At 38.5% G+C, this 15,428-nt stretch carries 16 protein-coding genes; 1 reads left to right on the plus strand and 15 read right to left on the minus strand.

The genetic code is table 11. From position 1 onward, the window contains the following. Positions 1–35 precede the first annotated feature (35 nt). The 14 genes from KSHG_RS13950 to rpsF form a co-directional block, all read right to left on the minus strand. Positions 36–824, minus strand: a complete 789-nt coding sequence (locus KSHG_RS13950) for an MBL fold metallo-hydrolase (protein WP_010308244.1) — start codon at positions 822–824, stop codon at positions 36–38. Between the two features lie 13 nt (positions 825–837). Beyond that, entirely contained in the window at positions 838–1,662 is an 825-nt protein-coding gene (locus KSHG_RS13955) for a two-component system regulatory protein YycI (RefSeq protein ID WP_010308247.1), read from the minus strand. Beyond that, positions 1,649–2,839, minus strand: a complete 1,191-nt coding sequence (locus KSHG_RS13960) for a YycH family regulatory protein (RefSeq protein WP_147630555.1) — start codon at positions 2,837–2,839, stop codon at positions 1,649–1,651. The genes KSHG_RS13955 and KSHG_RS13960 overlap by 14 nt, the downstream gene beginning before the upstream one ends. Beyond that, entirely contained in the window at positions 2,818–3,000 is a 183-nt protein-coding gene (gene yycH / locus KSHG_RS19025) for a two-component system activity regulator YycH (RefSeq protein ID WP_010308254.1), read from the minus strand. Before yycH ends, KSHG_RS13960 begins: the two co-directional genes overlap by 22 nt. Further along, on the minus strand, positions 2,997–4,823 hold the full coding sequence (gene walK, locus KSHG_RS13970) for a cell wall metabolism sensor histidine kinase WalK (protein WP_010308256.1): 1,827 nt from the start codon (positions 4,821–4,823) through the stop codon (positions 2,997–2,999). The genes yycH and walK overlap by 4 nt, the downstream gene beginning before the upstream one ends. Before the next feature lie 6 nt (positions 4,824–4,829). Further along, complete coding sequence (gene yycF / locus KSHG_RS13975; protein WP_010308260.1) at positions 4,830–5,537, minus strand: response regulator YycF; 708 nt, start codon at positions 5,535–5,537, stop codon at positions 4,830–4,832. Positions 5,538–5,913: 376 nt separating this feature from the next. Further along, positions 5,914–7,203 carry an adenylosuccinate synthase gene (locus tag KSHG_RS13980; RefSeq protein ID WP_010308263.1) on the minus strand — a complete coding sequence of 430 codons (1,290 nt, stop codon included), beginning with the start codon at positions 7,201–7,203 and terminating at the stop codon, positions 5,914–5,916. A 151-nt stretch (positions 7,204–7,354) separates the two neighbouring features. Then, the gene (gene dnaB, locus KSHG_RS13985; protein ID WP_010308265.1) at positions 7,355–8,710 is read right to left on the minus strand and encodes a replicative DNA helicase; all 1,356 of its coding nucleotides are present in this window, start codon (positions 8,708–8,710) and stop codon (positions 7,355–7,357) included. 12 nt (positions 8,711–8,722) lie between these two features. Further along, complete coding sequence (gene rplI, locus KSHG_RS13990) at positions 8,723–9,172, minus strand: 50S ribosomal protein L9 (RefSeq protein WP_010308267.1); 450 nt, start codon at positions 9,170–9,172, stop codon at positions 8,723–8,725. Further along, on the minus strand, positions 9,172–11,145 hold the full coding sequence (locus tag KSHG_RS13995; protein WP_010308269.1) for a DHH family phosphoesterase: 1,974 nt from the start codon (positions 11,143–11,145) through the stop codon (positions 9,172–9,174). Before KSHG_RS13995 ends, rplI begins: the two co-directional genes overlap by 1 nt. Positions 11,146–11,149: 4 nt before the next feature. Continuing rightward, a complete protein-coding gene (locus tag KSHG_RS14000) occupies positions 11,150–12,109 on the minus strand; it encodes a YybS family protein (protein WP_010308272.1) in 960 nt (319 codons plus the stop codon). A 215-nt stretch (positions 12,110–12,324) separates the two neighbouring features. Then, positions 12,325–12,564: a 30S ribosomal protein S18 gene (rpsR, locus tag KSHG_RS14005; RefSeq protein ID WP_187116288.1), complete on the minus strand. Its 240-nt coding sequence runs from the start codon at positions 12,562–12,564 to the stop codon at positions 12,325–12,327. 21 nt (positions 12,565–12,585) lie between these two features. After that, positions 12,586–13,146, minus strand: a complete 561-nt coding sequence (locus KSHG_RS14010) for a single-stranded DNA-binding protein (RefSeq protein WP_010308277.1) — start codon at positions 13,144–13,146, stop codon at positions 12,586–12,588. 45 nt (positions 13,147–13,191) lie between these two features. Further along, positions 13,192–13,482 carry a 30S ribosomal protein S6 gene (gene rpsF, locus KSHG_RS14015; protein ID WP_010308283.1) on the minus strand — a complete coding sequence of 97 codons (291 nt, stop codon included), beginning with the start codon at positions 13,480–13,482 and terminating at the stop codon, positions 13,192–13,194. A 182-nt stretch (positions 13,483–13,664) separates the two neighbouring features. On the opposite strand from rpsF, the gene KSHG_RS14020 reads away from it, so the two are divergent. Beyond that, positions 13,665–14,252 (plus strand): DUF3267 domain-containing protein, encoded by a 588-nt coding sequence (locus KSHG_RS14020; RefSeq protein ID WP_010308287.1) that lies wholly within the window; start codon positions 13,665–13,667, stop codon positions 14,250–14,252. Positions 14,253–14,275: 23 nt separating this feature from the next. Here KSHG_RS14020 and ychF read toward each other — a convergent pair whose 3' ends face one another. After that, entirely contained in the window at positions 14,276–15,376 is a 1,101-nt protein-coding gene (gene ychF, locus KSHG_RS14025) for a redox-regulated ATPase YchF (RefSeq protein WP_010308291.1), read from the minus strand. Positions 15,377–15,428 lie beyond the last annotated feature (52 nt).

Below are 15,428 nucleotides of genomic sequence, written 5' to 3' on the forward strand. Positions count from 1 at the left end.
ATTGGAATAAAAAAAACCTCCTTAATAAGGAGGTTTTAAACGAGCACAAGAGGTGTTGATTTTTCTGCATCTGTATCGTGTAAATGTAAAAATTCACCTGGCATAATACCACATGATTGCAACGTTTGTGAAACGCTCATGCGTGCTAAATCTTTCATATTATTATCTTTACTTAAATGCGCTAAGTAAATTTGTGTTTCTTTCTCTGCTATGACTTCGCTCATGGCAACTGCCGCATCTTCGTTACTTACGTGACCGACATCACTTAAAATACGACGTTTAATTTTCCAAGGATACGGTCCCATTTGCAACATACTCACGTCATGATTACTTTCAAACACGTATGCATCCGCAGCAGAAATCATTCCTTTCATACGGTCACTCACATAGCCTGTATCCGTCATTACAACGAGTTTACGACCATCTTCATGGAAAGTGTAGAACATCGGATCAGCCGCATCATGAGACACGCCAAATGATTGAATATCCATCGTCCCAAAGTTTTTCACTTCATCCATTTGCCATTCGAATCGTTGTTCAAGCGGTACATTGCCGATTAATGAATCCATCGCCTGCCACGTTTTAGCATTCGCAAAAATAGGAATGTTGTACTTGCGTGCAAGTACCCCAACACCTTTAATATGATCTGAATGCTCATGCGTAACAAGAATACCGCTCAATTGTTTCACTTCACGATCAATTTGAGCAAAAAGAGCTTCCATTTTTTTGCCCGTCAATCCTGCATCAACGATAAACGCGTGATCTTCATTCTCGACGTAAATCGAATTCCCCGTACTACCACTAGCTAATACACTAAACTTCATCGTTTAAGACTCCTTACTTCGCTTCTAATGCCTCTTTATTTTCGGATACGTCGATGTATTGTCCATCGACAGCGTTGATAAACATATCTTCACTTACCATTTTATCATTTTTTGGCACTTCTACGTGAATGCGCCATGTAGGTGATAGTACGCGTGTTTCCGTTAATGGAACGAGTGTAGAATAACCAAGTTCTGCTTTCGTAACACGAGAATATTCTGGTAGGTAGCCTTTTTTAAACAATGTTTTAACCGCTTGATTCGGTGTTACGAGCGTGCTTTCTTCACCGAAGCTTTTAAGATTTTTGAAAGCGGTTTGTTCATAACTTGTTATTTGTTTGTTAGCATCCCATTTCACTTTAATATAGGCACTTTCATTGTAAAAAATCGTTTGTTTGTTCGCCATTTGGAAAAATGTTGCGACGCGCGATTTTTCATCGATTGTGAAAAGCTTATATTCTTTCCCCATTGGTGCATAACTTTGTACGAACTCTGTTAAATGTTCTGAATCAACATTTTCCAATTGATACGGAATGCTAATTTTACTCGTTAATACGAGTTTCGACGGGCTAAATTGAAACGTTTGATTAGCCGCTAAGCCGACTGTATCTTGCGCACTAAACAATTTCGTTTTGCCCGAAATGTAGGACGTATTTTCAACTGTCGTCGGTAAGTCTGCAATTTTAATATGCGCTACTTTCAATTCATCGTCAATGTTCGTTTGGCCGATGACATCTAACTTCTTCGACTCATTGTAGCTATTCACATACATCGAATATAAGAAAACATTTAATATAGAAAACACGACAATAAAAATCGTCTTCGTCTTATTCCAATCCACTAGCTGCACCTCCTACCGTACTAATACTTGTAGGCACTTCAATCCATTCTTCTTTCACTTTATAATACCAATTTGGCGTTAATGTAAAGACGACAGCTGACGTCCCCCGCTCCTCAGATGTCATACGATAGCCAAGTCGAAGGTCGACGATTGTAACTTTTGGATTTTGGCTTTCAAGTGCTTGTAAAATTGCTGGTGCCGTTTGTAGTTTCACACTATTTTTCTCTTCATCTGTCGGAATGTTTTCAAGTTCATAATACGGACGTGTGTACGTCGAAACTTTTCCACTTTCCCACTTCACGTCGATTTCTGTCATCATCGCCTTATTAGCAGGCTCGACAGGTAATCCAGACATAAACAGTTGATACGCTACTTTTTGGTTCACGTAATCGACTGATTTATAACGATAATCATTCGTATAGCCACCGTGTTCATTAATAAATCCAATCGTATTCGCCATCAAATGCGATTTTGAAATACGTGTCTCTTCTTCTCCAAGCATGTTCGAGAAACTCAACGTATAAAAGTTTTTGAAAACTGTCATGACCGAACGATCATCCGAATACTTATCGACGTTACTTTGACGATTTTGACTCAGCTTCACAATTTTAGGATTCGTAAACAACGCATTTTTAAAGTCGTCTACTTTCCCACTCACATTACGTGAAAAATATTGTTGTGTCGCAATACTTGGATTGTTTTCAGGTACGTAAATTGAACGATTTTTCGTCGTTACATACTTTTCATAACGATCATATTGATCAATTTCCTTTAGTTGATGCTTAATATATTGCTTCGCATCATCTAGACGAATTTTTGCTTTATATAAATCTTTCGTCGTTTCTGACGCTAAATACACATCCACTTTATTTTCTTTCGCTTCATCCAATGCAATCGTCATCCGCGTAAAGTTTATTCCCGGCACTTTTTTATTCGTTGTTGGCAAAATACTTTGGAAAATAGATAGCGATACTTCATCCGGGAATAAAAGTGTCAAACTATCTTGTGATGTAACTAATTGTTGTAGCTTTTTAGAAGATGCTTGCTCATCTAACATCATAATATTAGATAACTTCGCGTGTTTAAACGTATTGTACACATCTTCAATCGCATCATTATTTGTCGTTCCGTAATACGTACGATCGCTAAAGCCGATTAATTTATACGGCTTAATAATTTCTTCCGTATTTTTTTATCGTCCATCACAATATCAACCGTTTTTGGTTTTTCAATCGTATCGTAACTTGGGCGATATGACCAAATTGAGAATGTTAACGTGACGCTTAAAATAACGAGAACGAATAAAACGACCGTCTTAATTTGTTCTATATATTTCAATCCCACTCACCGTCCTCAATATCCACATCATATGGCAGTGTGAAGAAGACAGATGTCCCTTTCCCTTCAACACTTTCTGCCCAAATACGACCGTTATGTGCCATAATCATTTCTCGGGAAATAGCGAGACCAAGTCCTGTACCACCCATAGAACGAGCGCGGGCACGGTCTACACGATAAAATCGATCAAAAATACGATCAACTTGTTCACGTGGAATGCCCATTCCGGTATCTTTAATTTCAACGAGCAACTCGCCATCATTTGCCGTTACCGTAAAGCGAATGCTCCCACCATCTGGTGAATATTTTTGGGCATTCGAAATAATATTATCGATGACTTGCGTCACTTTGTCCGTATCGATTTCTACGTAAAGCGGCGTCGTAGGTAACGAACGTTTAAACGTGATTTCTTTTGATTTAGCCATTTCAAACCGATCGATAATACGGTTGAAAAACTTAATGAAATCAACAAAATCCGTATTTAGTTCATACTCGCGACTATCCATACGAGACAATTGTAGTAAATCCGTCACGAGACGAATCATTCTTTCTGTTTCCGTTTGTGCCACACTTAAAAATTGCTTTCCAAGTTCCGGCTCATTAATCGCTCCGTCCGACAACGCTTCTAAGTAGCTGCGCATCGTCGTTAATGGCGTACGTAATTCATGCGATACGTTCGAAACGAAATCACGACGTTCCATATCGATTTTTTCTTGTTCTGTAATATCATGCAGTACCGTAATTAAACCATTTACAAAGCCCGTTTCCTTTTGAATAACAGAAAACGTCGCGCGCCAAATATACGGCTGCTCTTGCTTACTGAAATCTAAATTAATCGACTCTTTCATATGAATCAAATCTTCAAACGTATACTCATCGTCGACGCCTAATACGGTCGTTAACGAACGCCCCATCATCTCACTCTGTTCACTACCGAGTAAGTTTTGTGCAGGTGTGTTAATGACCATAATTTTCCCTTTACGGTCTGTCGCAATAACGCCATCTGTCATATTCGCTAAAACGGATGCTAATTTGCGTCGCTCCCCTTCTGTCGTTGACTGCGCTTCTTGCAAACGATTCGTTAAATGGTTAAAGGCAACGGCTAACTGACCAATTTCGTCATCTCCGTAAACTTTTACTTTACGTGAATAATTTCCTTTTGCCATCGCCTGTGCTTGGCGTCGCATATCTGAGATAGGTTTCGTAATCGTTTTCGAAATAAATACACCTAATACCATCGTAATTAATAGGGCAAGTGCTGTACCTGCTGCTAAAATTTTATTGATTGAACTCATTTGATCAAAAACGGATTCAATATTCGCCTTCACATAAATAGCTCCGAGCGTCTTATCGCCCGCTTGAATCGGTTTTGCGACGACCCAGACACGTTTACGCGTTTCATCGTCTAACGCAATCTTATCGACTTGTGAAGCTGTCGTAAGCGTCTGTTGAACGAGTGAATCATTCGAACGTTGCCCAACACTACTTTGATTATTTTCGTCACTCGTTGCGAGTATTCTAGAGCGTACATCAATTACACGAACTTCCGTAATATCATTGGAAGACAATCCCCCAATGATGCTGCGGAGATTGTCTTCAAGTGTGGAATCATTTTCGTTATTCGTTTTTTTCATTTCTTCTTTCACGCTAAATTCAGCGATTTTTAAGCGCTGTGAAATAGACGTTTCAAAGTTATTGATTAATGTTGCTTCTAGTTTATTCGCAAAGTAGAGACCCATAATTTGCATCGCAATGATAATTAATAGCATGTAAATTAATACTATTTTCATTTGTACCGATTTTAAAAATCTCACTTTTTGCATCGTATTTTACTCCTGTTCAGGGTTTCTTAAATAGTAACCGACACCACGACGTGTCACGATCCATGCCGGGTGACTTGGATTGTCTTCAATTTTTTCACGCAAACGACGAATCGTTACGTCTACTGTACGAACATCTCCAAAATAATCATAACCCCAAACTGTTTGAAGTAAATGTTCACGTGTCATTACTTGCCCGATGTGACGTGCTAAATAATGTAGTAATTCAAATTCACGATGTGTTAATTCAATCGTTTCATCACGTTTTAATACTAAATAAGCATCTGGTTGAATCGTTAATGAACCGACTACGATATCGTTACTTTCCTCTACTTCTTCTGGTTGAGCCACAGTTTGATGACGGCGCATATTCGCTTTCACACGTGCGATTAATTCACGTGTACTAAATGGTTTCGTCACATAATCGTCCGCACCTAATTCGAGACCTAATACTTTATCAATCTCTGAATCTTTCGCTGTTAACATAATAATTGGAATATCGTATTTTTTACGTACTTCACGACATACTTCCATGCCGTCGCGTTTCGGTAACATGATGTCTAATAACATTAAGTCTGGTTGTACTTCTTCTACTTTTTCAAGTGCTTCTTCCCCGTCATATGCACATACGACTTTGTAGCCCTCTTTAATTAAGTTAAATTGCAGTATGTCTGCAATCGGTTTCTCATCGTCTACTACTAAAATTGTCTTTTCCAAATTCATTCTTCCTTTCGCAATAAAGTTGTATATTAAATGAAAATATTTTCGTGTTTATAGCATAAAACTGTAATATACCATTCTTTTATTCTAACGTATCACAAATAAAGTGGCTAGTTTACTGATTTTGACACATTGTAATGAACTTGAAAAATAAAAGTCACATAAGCCTTTTATTGTTGCAATAACTAAAAAAGACGTTCGCCTTTGCCGAGCGAACGTCTTTTTCTGCAATTATTTTGTACGTTATTTCAAAGATATGTTGAAACGCTCTTCATCAAATAAATGATGGGAGCAATAGTACCGATCGTTATAATTCGATAATAGAGGAATTTTTAAACAATTGCAATCATATTATCAAGATTGTCTGTGTAGACTAGTTATCCCAAACGTCTACTAATACGTTCGTTTGGTCACGGTCTGGACCTACAGAGAAAGTCGCAATGCTAATACCTGTTAATTCACTAACACGTTTCACATAGTTACGAGCGTTTTCTGGAAGATCCTCTAGACGACGTACACCTGTAATATCTTCTTCCCAACCAGGAAGCTCTTCATAAATTGGTTTACATTGTTCAATGATGTGTAGGTTTGCAGGATATTCTGTAATGCGTTGACCGTTATAGTCATAAGCAACACAAATTTTCACTGTATCAAGACCTGTTAACACGTCGATTGAATTCAATGCTAAATCCGTAATACCTGACACACGACGAGAGTGGCGAACGACTACTGAGTCGAACCAGCCAACACGACGTGGACGACCTGTTGTCGTACCATATTCACGGCCAACTTCACGAATTTGGTGACCTACTTCATCAAATAATTCAGTAGGGAATGGGCCATCACCTACACGAGATGTGTATGCTTTTGAAACACCAATTACACGTGTAACAGCAGAAGGTCCAATACCTGTACCAGTTGTAACTCCACCCGCTACTGGGTTAGAAGAAGTTACGTATGGATACGTACCGTGGTCGACGTCTAGTAATACGCCTTGTGCACCTTCGAATAACACTTTACCTCCGTTATCGATTACATCATTTAATTCTTTAGATGTATCTGTAACGTATTTCGCGATTTCTTGACCGTATGCATAAAATTTTTCGAAAATGTCGTCAAAGTTTAAGCCTTCTACTTCATAGAATTTCGTGAATAAACGGTTTTTCATTTCTAAGTTAGAGCGAAGTTTTTGTTCAAACACTTCTTTATCTAAAAGATCTGCAATACGAATACCGATACGTTGCACTTTATCTGTGTAACATGGTCCGATACCTTTGCATGTTGTGCCGATTTTAGCATCACCACGAGATTCTTCGTCTACTTTGTCTTGGTAAACGTGGTAAGGAAGAATAACATGTGCACGATTAGAAATGCGTAAGTTAGAAGTATCTACACCGCGATCTTGAAGACCTTTTAATTCTTTTACTAAAGATTCTGGGTTGATAACCATACCATTACCCATTACTGAAGATTTTTCACTATAGAAAATACCTGATGGGATCAAGTGTAATTTATAAGTTTCGCCTTTAAACTGAATTGTATGGCCCGCATTGTCGCCACCTGAGTAACGAGCAATTGAGTCCGCTTCTTTAGAAAGGAAGTCGGTAATTTTACCTTTACCTTCGTCTCCCCATTGTGTTCCTACTACTACAACTGATGTCATATGATCAGCACCTCCGTCAGGCAATTTTTGTATGCCCTGATTCAAACAGACTTATTGTAACAACGATATTTCCATTAGTCAACCAAAAACACGAAAAAACACGAACAAGATATCAAGGTCTGACATCATTGTTCGTGTTTCAGGTTGTTTTTTAGTAATCTGCAGCTGGTGCCTGTTGGGACCAATCTACGCTAACAAATTTATTAAATTCTTTTTTGAAAGCTAATTTAACTGTATCAGTTGGACCGTTACGTTGTTTTGCTACTATAATTTCAATCGTATTGGCATCTTCTGTTTCTTTATCGTAATAATCTTCACGATATAAGAAGGCAACGATATCGGCATCTTGCTCAATTGAACCAGATTCTCGTAAATCACTCATCATTGGACGCTTATCTTGACGTTGTTCTACACCACGAGATAGCTGAGATAGGGCAATTACAGGTACTTCCAATTCACGAGCTAACGCTTTAAGTGAACGAGAAATATCCGATACTTCTTGTTGACGATTTTGACCTGATTTACCTGGACCTTGAATTAATTGTAGGTAATCGATTAAAATCATGCCTAATCCATTTTCTTGTTTCAGACGACGACATTTTGCTCGTATATCATTTACACGAATACCAGCTGAATCGTCAATGTAAATACCTGCTCGTGATAATGTTCCCATCGCAAGCGTTAATTTACTCCAATCCTCTGCTGTCAATGCGCCAGTACGTAGCACTTGTGCATCGATATTTCCTTCCGCACAAAGCATACGCATTACAAGTTGTTCTGCACCCATTTCCAGAGAGAAGATGGCTACATTTTCCGTTGTTTTCGTTCCGACAGCTTGCGCAACATTTAACGCAAATGCCGTTTTACCGACAGATGGACGGGCAGCAACAATAATTAAATCACCACGTTGAAACCCTGCTGTAAGACGATCCAAGTCACGGAATCCTGTCGGGATACCAGTTACATCACCTTTACGATTTTGTAGTTGTTCTACGTGATCGTACGTTTCAACTAATACACCTTTAATATGCTTAAAGTCGGTAGAATTTTTGCGACTTGCGACTTCCATGATTTGCTTTTCAGCTTCGCCAAGTAAGTCTGCAACTTCATCTTCGCGTGTATACCCATCTTCCACAATTTTCGTAGCTGTGCGAATTAAGCGACGAAGTACTGATTTTTCAGCGACAATGTTTGCATAAAATACGACATTTGCCGCTGTCGGTACGATACTCGCAACTTCCGTAATATACGTCACACCGCCGACATCATCTAATAAATTTTTATTCGATAATTCTTCAGCAACCGTAACGATATCAATCGCTTTACGTTGGTCATTTAACGTTAGCATCGTTTCAAAAATAATTTTATGTGCAGAATGATAAAAATCTTCCGGCACTAATAACTCTGAAGCCGTCACGAGCGCTTGTGGATCCAAGAAGATAGCACCAATAACAGATTGCTCCGCTTCTTGGTTGTGTGGCATGACGCGGTCCATTGGATCGTTCATATGCGTCTCTCCTTACGCTTCTTCCGCAACGTGTACTTTAAGAACAGCTGTTACTTCATGATGTAATTTTACATTCACGTTCGTAACACCTAATGTGCGAATCGCATCTTTTAAATCCATTTTGCGTTTATCAATTTTAATACCGTGATCTTTTTGTAGTTGTTCAGCAATTTGTTTTGATGTAATTGAACCGAATAAACGACCATCTTTACCAAGTTTTGCAGTTAGTTCAACTGTTAGTTTTTCCATCGTTTCTTTCAATTTTTTTGCATCAGCAAGTTCTTTTGCAGCATTTGCTTCTGCGCGTTTATTGTTGTTGTTTAATTTTTGTAGTTCAGCAGCTGTTGCTTCTACTGCTTTCTTTTGTTTCAATAAAACGTTACGGGCGTAACCGTCAGAAACCTCTTTCACTTCACCTTTTTTACCTTTACCTTTAACATCTTCTAAGAAAATAACTTTCATCATTTTGAACTCCCTTCTATTACATCATTAATCGCTACTTTTAATTGATCAATCGCTTGACCAATCGTATCTACTTCTAACTGGCAAGCAGCATTCGTTAAGTGTCCGCCACCGCCGAGTTTTTCCATAACGAGCTGGACGTTCAAGTCCCCTAGTGAACGGGCGGAAATACCGACGCGTCCATCTGCTCGATGTGCAACTACGAAAGAAGCAGATATTTTTTGCATCGTTAATAATATATCTGCTGTTTGAGCGATTAATACAGAATTATACACCTTCGTTGCTTCACCATGTGCGATTGCAATCGTATCGTGTACAATTTCTGCTGTTTCTACAATTTTAGAACGCGTAATATACGTGTCCATATCTTCTTTTAACATATTTTGTACGAGTACGGTATCAGCACCGTTCGTTCGTAAATAAGACGCTGCTTCAAATGTACGAGCCCCTGTACGAAGTGTAAAACTTTTCGTGTCAACGATAATCCCCGCTAACAATGCTGTTGCTTCTAACATCGTCAGTTTGTCATTTTTCGGTTGATATTCTAACAGCTCCGTTACGAGTTCGGCTGTTGATGAAGCATACGGTTCCATATAAACGAGCATCGGACTTTTCACGAATTCTTCTCCTCGACGATGGTGGTCAATAACAACGACCTTATCTGTACGACTTAAAAGGCGTTCATCAATCGTCATAGAAGGTTTATGCGTATCAATGATAACGAGTAACGATTTTTTAGTAATGCGCTCTAACGCATCCTCAGGTGTTAAAAACTTATCATATAAATCCGATTTTTCGCGCACGACTTGCATCAAACGATTAATACTGTTGTCAATATTGTCGAAATCCATAACGACATAACCGTTAATGCCATTCATATCAGCCATTTTACGTACACCAATTGATGCGCCAATTGCATCCATATCCGGCATACGATGCCCCATAACGAATACTTGATCACTATCTTGAATTAAATCACGTAAAGCATGTGAAATGACACGCGCACGTACGCGTGTACGTTTTTCAACAGGATTCGTTTTACCGCCATAAAATTTTACTTTCCCATCTGGCTGTTTAATCGCTACTTGATCCCCACCTCGACCGAGTACTAAATCTAAACTCGATTGCGCAAGTTCGCCTAGTTCAACGAGTGAAGGTGAACCTGCACCGATGCCGATACTTAGTGTTAATGGTAAACTGCGCTGAGCAGTTTCTTCACGAATATCATCTAAAATTGAAAATTTCTTTTTCTCAAGTTTTTGTAAAATCGATTCATTCATAACCGCAATGAAGCGATCATTCGACGTACGTTTCAAGAAAATATCGTGCATCGTTGCCCATTTATTCACGAGCGATGTCACGAGTGCACTTGCCTGGCTTCGATGTTGGTCGTCCATGTTGTCGGTAACTTCATCAAAATTATCGATGAATAAAATTCCGACGACTGTACGATCATCGTAATACAGTTCTTCAATTTCTACTTGTTCAGTAATATCAAAGAAATACAAAATCTTTTCTTCTCTTTTATAAATCGTTTGGTATTGACGATTTTGCAACGTCACTGTCACTTCATTCAAATCTTCATGACGAATTAACGCTTCTAATTCATCTGAGATCGTAAAAATTTCCATTCCGACGAGCGTATCGACTTGCATGACACGTTGCATAAATGGATTCGCCCATTCTACTTGATGCTGATCATTTACGACCAATACACCAATTGGCATTTCCATAAACGCTTCCTCACCGACTTCCTTTAGACGATAAGACAATTGTTCAATATGCTTCTCCGTTTGTTCATACGCTTCTTTTTCTGCTTTAAATGCGATAGATAACGCAATAATCGCAACTACGCCGTAAATCGAACCGATTAGCGGATAGTTCATCACAAAAATAATAATGCTAATGGCTGCTAATAATGATAAGACGACTAGCGGATAACGAACGGGTCTTTTTCTAAATAGAGTATCCAAAACATCAACTCCTGTTTTTTGTCTTTCTTTGAATGAAGGTTCTTACATCGAAACCTACATCAACAAGACCTATTAACGGCATAAATTGCGCGAGTGGTAACGTCACAATCGTGACAATCCATACGACACCTTTTGGCATATTTTTCTCATATAAGAAAAAGTGAAGTAAAGAATACCCTTGTAGCGCTAATAACATCACAAGTAATAAAGATAAATTCAAAACCGCTACATACAAATATGTACCTTCTGCTGGTTTTACAAACATTTGAATAATTAAAACAGCTAAATAATACCATAGCAGTGAACGCGGTAGCTTCATATGACGGAACGCATTAAATTTCGGTGCTTGTACACCAAGCTTTCTTAAGATTGGTAAGCAAACGAGCAACGCAATAAATACGATAGCAATAATACTCATAACAACGACTGTAGGTAATATAGCATCTACAGTTTTGTCCACGTAATCTAAACGAGCAACGAGTTGCTTCATTTGTGCTGCAGATAATTCCATTTGATTAAGCATTTTACGCGATGTATTGATTGAGTTATGCGCAAAATCTAAACCGAGTTGTAATACATCTATATTCATAATTTGAACAGCTGCTTTATACGAAACAGAAACTGTTATAAATGAAGCAAGACTAGCAGCTACAAACATATAAGCTTTGGACTTTTTCAAACGAATTGTCGTGCCCATTACTAATCCAATCACTGAAAAAATCAATGCGGCTGGCATAGCGGCTAAACCACCCGAAATAATAAAACTCAAAATGAGCGCCGCAATAGTAACGGTAATAGATGGACCTGTACTATACTTGGCACTGTACCAAGCAATCGGTAACGGTAGTACCCAAATTGTTACGATATAAACAGACGGTACGAAGGCTGATATTGCTAATATAATAACGAATAAAGCAACCATCATGGCCCCTTGCGTCAAGCGCCTCGCAGGATTATCTGGCATATTGAAACCTTCCTTTTTAAGAAAAACTTTTAATATTTTATCTTTCCATTGTACCATGTTTCAAAGTACCTAACAAAAGAACAGAGAGGTGAAATAAGATAGAAAAATAGCTGAAATCCTCCTATAACGTGCGGAAATTAACCATTCTAAACATAAAAAAAAGCTGCAACAAAAGTTAAAAACTTTTGTTACAACTTTCTCCAATAGGTTAAGACCTATTTTTCTTCAGCTACGAATGGAAGTAAAGCCATTACACGTGCAGTTTTGATAGCTAGAGTTAATTTACGTTGGTATTTAGCGCTAGTACCAGTTACGCGACGTGGTAAGATTTTGCCTCGTTCTGAGATGAATTTTTTTAGTAAATCAGCATCTTTATAATCAATGTGTTTGATGTTGTTAGATGTGAAGTAACAAACTTTACGGCGTTTGCGGCCTCCTCGACGTGGTGCCATGATCAATTTCCCTCCTTTGTATAATTAGAATGGAAGATCGTCTTCTGCAACGTTTACCTTGCCACTGTTGTTGGCAGGAGCTGCGAAGGGATCGTTATCCATACTTGTGTAGTTTTGATTCGTTGGCTGATTCTGTTGATAAGATGGGGCTTGATAACCGCCTTGTTGAGGAGCAGAACCTCCAAATTGGTTGCCTCCACCATAAGGTTGTTGGAATCCACCTTGTTGTTGGAATCCGCCTTGTTGGTAGTTATTGTTGTTAGCATTTTTCGGTTCTAAGAACTGAACGCTATCAGCAACTACCTCTGTCGTGTAGACGCGTTTTCCATCTTGTCCTTCATAGCTACCTGTTTGAATACGTCCTTGAACGCCAGCTAAGCTACCTTTGTGTAAAAATTGGGCAACATTTTCTGCTTGTTTACGCCATACAACACATTGGATGAAGTCCGCTTGTTTCTCGCCACCTTGGCTTGAAAATGGACGGTTAACAGCAAGAGTGAAACGTGCTACAGCAACGCCAGATTGTGTTTGGCGAAGTTCGGGGTCTTTAGTAAGACGACCGACTAAAACGACATTGTTAATCATCAGAATACAACCTCCTTATCGTTTATGTTATAACTGATTTGTTTATTATTTTTCTTCTTCGCGAACAGCGATGTGGCGGATAATATCCTCACTGATGTTAGCTAGACGAGTGTATTCGTTGATTGCTTCTGTTGGAGCAGAAACTTTCATGATTTGGTAGTAACCTTCACGGAAATCATTGATTTCGTATGCAAGGCGACGTTTACCCCAATCTTTAGACTCAGCTAATTCCGCACCGTTAGAAGTTAAGATTTCGTTGAAACGTTCAACTAAAGCTTTTTTAGCTTCTTCTTCGATGTTTGGACGAATGATGTACATTAATTCGTATTTACGCATTGTAATTTGCACCTCCTTATGGACTTTGGTCTAACCAAAAAAGGATAGACAAGGAGAGATAGTATCTTGTACTACTCACATCTTCAAATATTAACATAGTTGATGTATTGAAGCAATGATTATTAATTGAGATTCGCTATTTCCATTTTGTTTTGCGATACTTATTAGTAGGAGGTGGTAAAATGACTGATCCTGTAAAATTTGCTGTTATTGAGTTAGATATGCACCATATTACAAAACAAAATGTATGGCTAACATTCATTGCATCAATCGTTCTACTATTCGCTTATTATTTAACATTTGGTTGGCCCGAACATTTTTCAATAAGCTCGATCTTGTTGAACATCGTTCTGTTCGTCGTATTATACGTTGCTCTAATTGTCTTACATGAAATATGTCACCTAATCGGTTTCGTTCTTTTCGGGCGAGTACCGCTTTCAAGTTTAAAATACGGACTCAACTTAAAATTAGGCGTTGCCTATGCGACAACGACCGAACTATTACCGAATTATGTGATGCGTAAAGCGTTATTACTCCCATTTTGGGTGACGGGTGTCATTCCTGTCATTATCGGCTTTGCTATTGAAAATGTCGCAGTCGTTCTCGGAGGTGCATGGCTCATAGCTGGTGCCATCGGAGATTTTGCCATGTATACAGCACTTTTAAAATATCCGAAAAATTGTCTCGTAAAAGATGATGAAAAGTTTCCAAGACTTCATTTGTATTCTTTGAAACCATTAGAAACAACAAAAAAAGACACGACTCTTTAAGAGCGTGTCTTTTTTATTACGAATTAAACGTTGAATAAGAATTCCATTACGTCGCCATCGTTTACTACATATTCTTTTCCTTCAAGACGTAGACGACCCGCTTCTTTAGCAGCTGATTTTGAACCGAACTCTACTAAATCTTCATAAGAAATCGTTTCTGCACGAATGAAGCCACGTTCGAAGTCAGAGTGAATAATACCTGCACATTGCGGAGCTTTCATTCCTTTACGGAACGTCCAAGCACGTACTTCTTGTACACCTGCAGTGAAGTATGTTGCTAAACCAAGTAGGCTGTATGCCGCTTTGATTAGTTTATCTAAACCTGATTCTTGAATGCCTAATTCTTCTAAGAACATTGCTTTTTCATCGTCATCTAATTGAGCGATTTCTTCTTCAATTTTTGCACAAACAACGATTACTTCCGCGCCTTCCTTAGCAGCGTATTCGCGTACTTGTTTTACGTAATCATTTTCTTCAGAATTTGATACTTCATCTTCTGAAACGTTCGCTACGTATAGTGCTGGTTTAAGAGTTAATAAACTTAAACCTTTGATGATTTTTTTCTCTTCATCTGTTAAATCAACTGAGCGTGCTGGCATTTCATTAGCGAAAGCTTCTTTCACTTTTTCAAGTACAGCTGCTTCTTCCATTGATTCTTTATCTTTTTGTTTTGCTAATTTGCTTACTTTTGCATAGCGTTTATCTACAGATTCTAAATCCGCTAAAATTAACTCTAAGTTAATAACTTCGATATCGCTAATTGGGTCTACTTTACCCGCTACGTGTGTGATGTTTTCATCTTCGAAACAACGTACCACTTGTGTGATCGCATCTACTTCACGAATGTGAGATAAGAATTTGTTTCCTAAACCTTCACCTTGGCTAGCACCTTTTACGATTCCGGCAATATCCGTGAATTCGAATGATGTTGCCACTGTTTTTTTAGGTTCTACCATTTCAGTTAATTTATCTAAACGAGCATCTGGCACTTCTACGATTCCGACGTTCGGATCGATTGTCGCGAACGGATAGTTCGCTGCTAATGCGCCTGCTTTTGTAATTGCGTTAAATAGTGTTGATTTACCTACGTTTGGTAAACCTACGATTCCGGCTGTTAAAGCCATGTTCATCCACAACCTTTCAAATTGTTCATACGTGTTTAACTTATTTATTATA

The organism is Kurthia senegalensis (assembly GCF_000285595.1).
In the GTDB taxonomy this organism is placed as follows: Bacteria; Bacillota; Bacilli; order Bacillales_A; family Planococcaceae; genus Kurthia; species Kurthia senegalensis.

What these genes read in the sequence shown, in the direction of transcription:
- KSHG_RS13950 (WP_010308244.1), bottom strand. Translation starts at nt 824, where the DNA reads ATGAAGTTTAGTGTATTAGCTAGTGGTAGTACGGGGAATTCGATTTAC.
- walK (WP_010308256.1), bottom strand. Translation starts at nt 4,823, where the DNA reads ATGCAAAAAGTGAGATTTTTAAAATCGGTACAAATGAAAATAGTATTA.
- KSHG_RS13980 (WP_010308263.1), bottom strand. Translation starts at nt 7,203, where the DNA reads ATGACATCAGTTGTAGTAGTAGGAACACAATGGGGAGACGAAGGTAAA.
- dnaB (WP_010308265.1), bottom strand. Translation starts at nt 8,710, where the DNA reads ATGAACGATCCAATGGACCGCGTCATGCCACACAACCAAGAAGCGGAG.
- rplI (WP_010308267.1), bottom strand. Translation starts at nt 9,172, where the DNA reads ATGAAAGTTATTTTCTTAGAAGATGTTAAAGGTAAAGGTAAAAAAGGT.
- KSHG_RS14000 (WP_010308272.1), bottom strand. Translation starts at nt 12,109, where the DNA reads ATGCCAGATAATCCTGCGAGGCGCTTGACGCAAGGGGCCATGATGGTT.
- KSHG_RS14010 (WP_010308277.1), bottom strand. Translation starts at nt 13,146, where the DNA reads ATGATTAACAATGTCGTTTTAGTCGGTCGTCTTACTAAAGACCCCGAA.
- rpsF (WP_010308283.1), bottom strand. Translation starts at nt 13,482, where the DNA reads ATGCGTAAATACGAATTAATGTACATCATTCGTCCAAACATCGAAGAA.
- KSHG_RS14020 (WP_010308287.1), top strand. Translation starts at nt 13,665, where the DNA reads ATGACTGATCCTGTAAAATTTGCTGTTATTGAGTTAGATATGCACCAT.
- ychF (WP_010308291.1), bottom strand. Translation starts at nt 15,376, where the DNA reads ATGGCTTTAACAGCCGGAATCGTAGGTTTACCAAACGTAGGTAAATCA.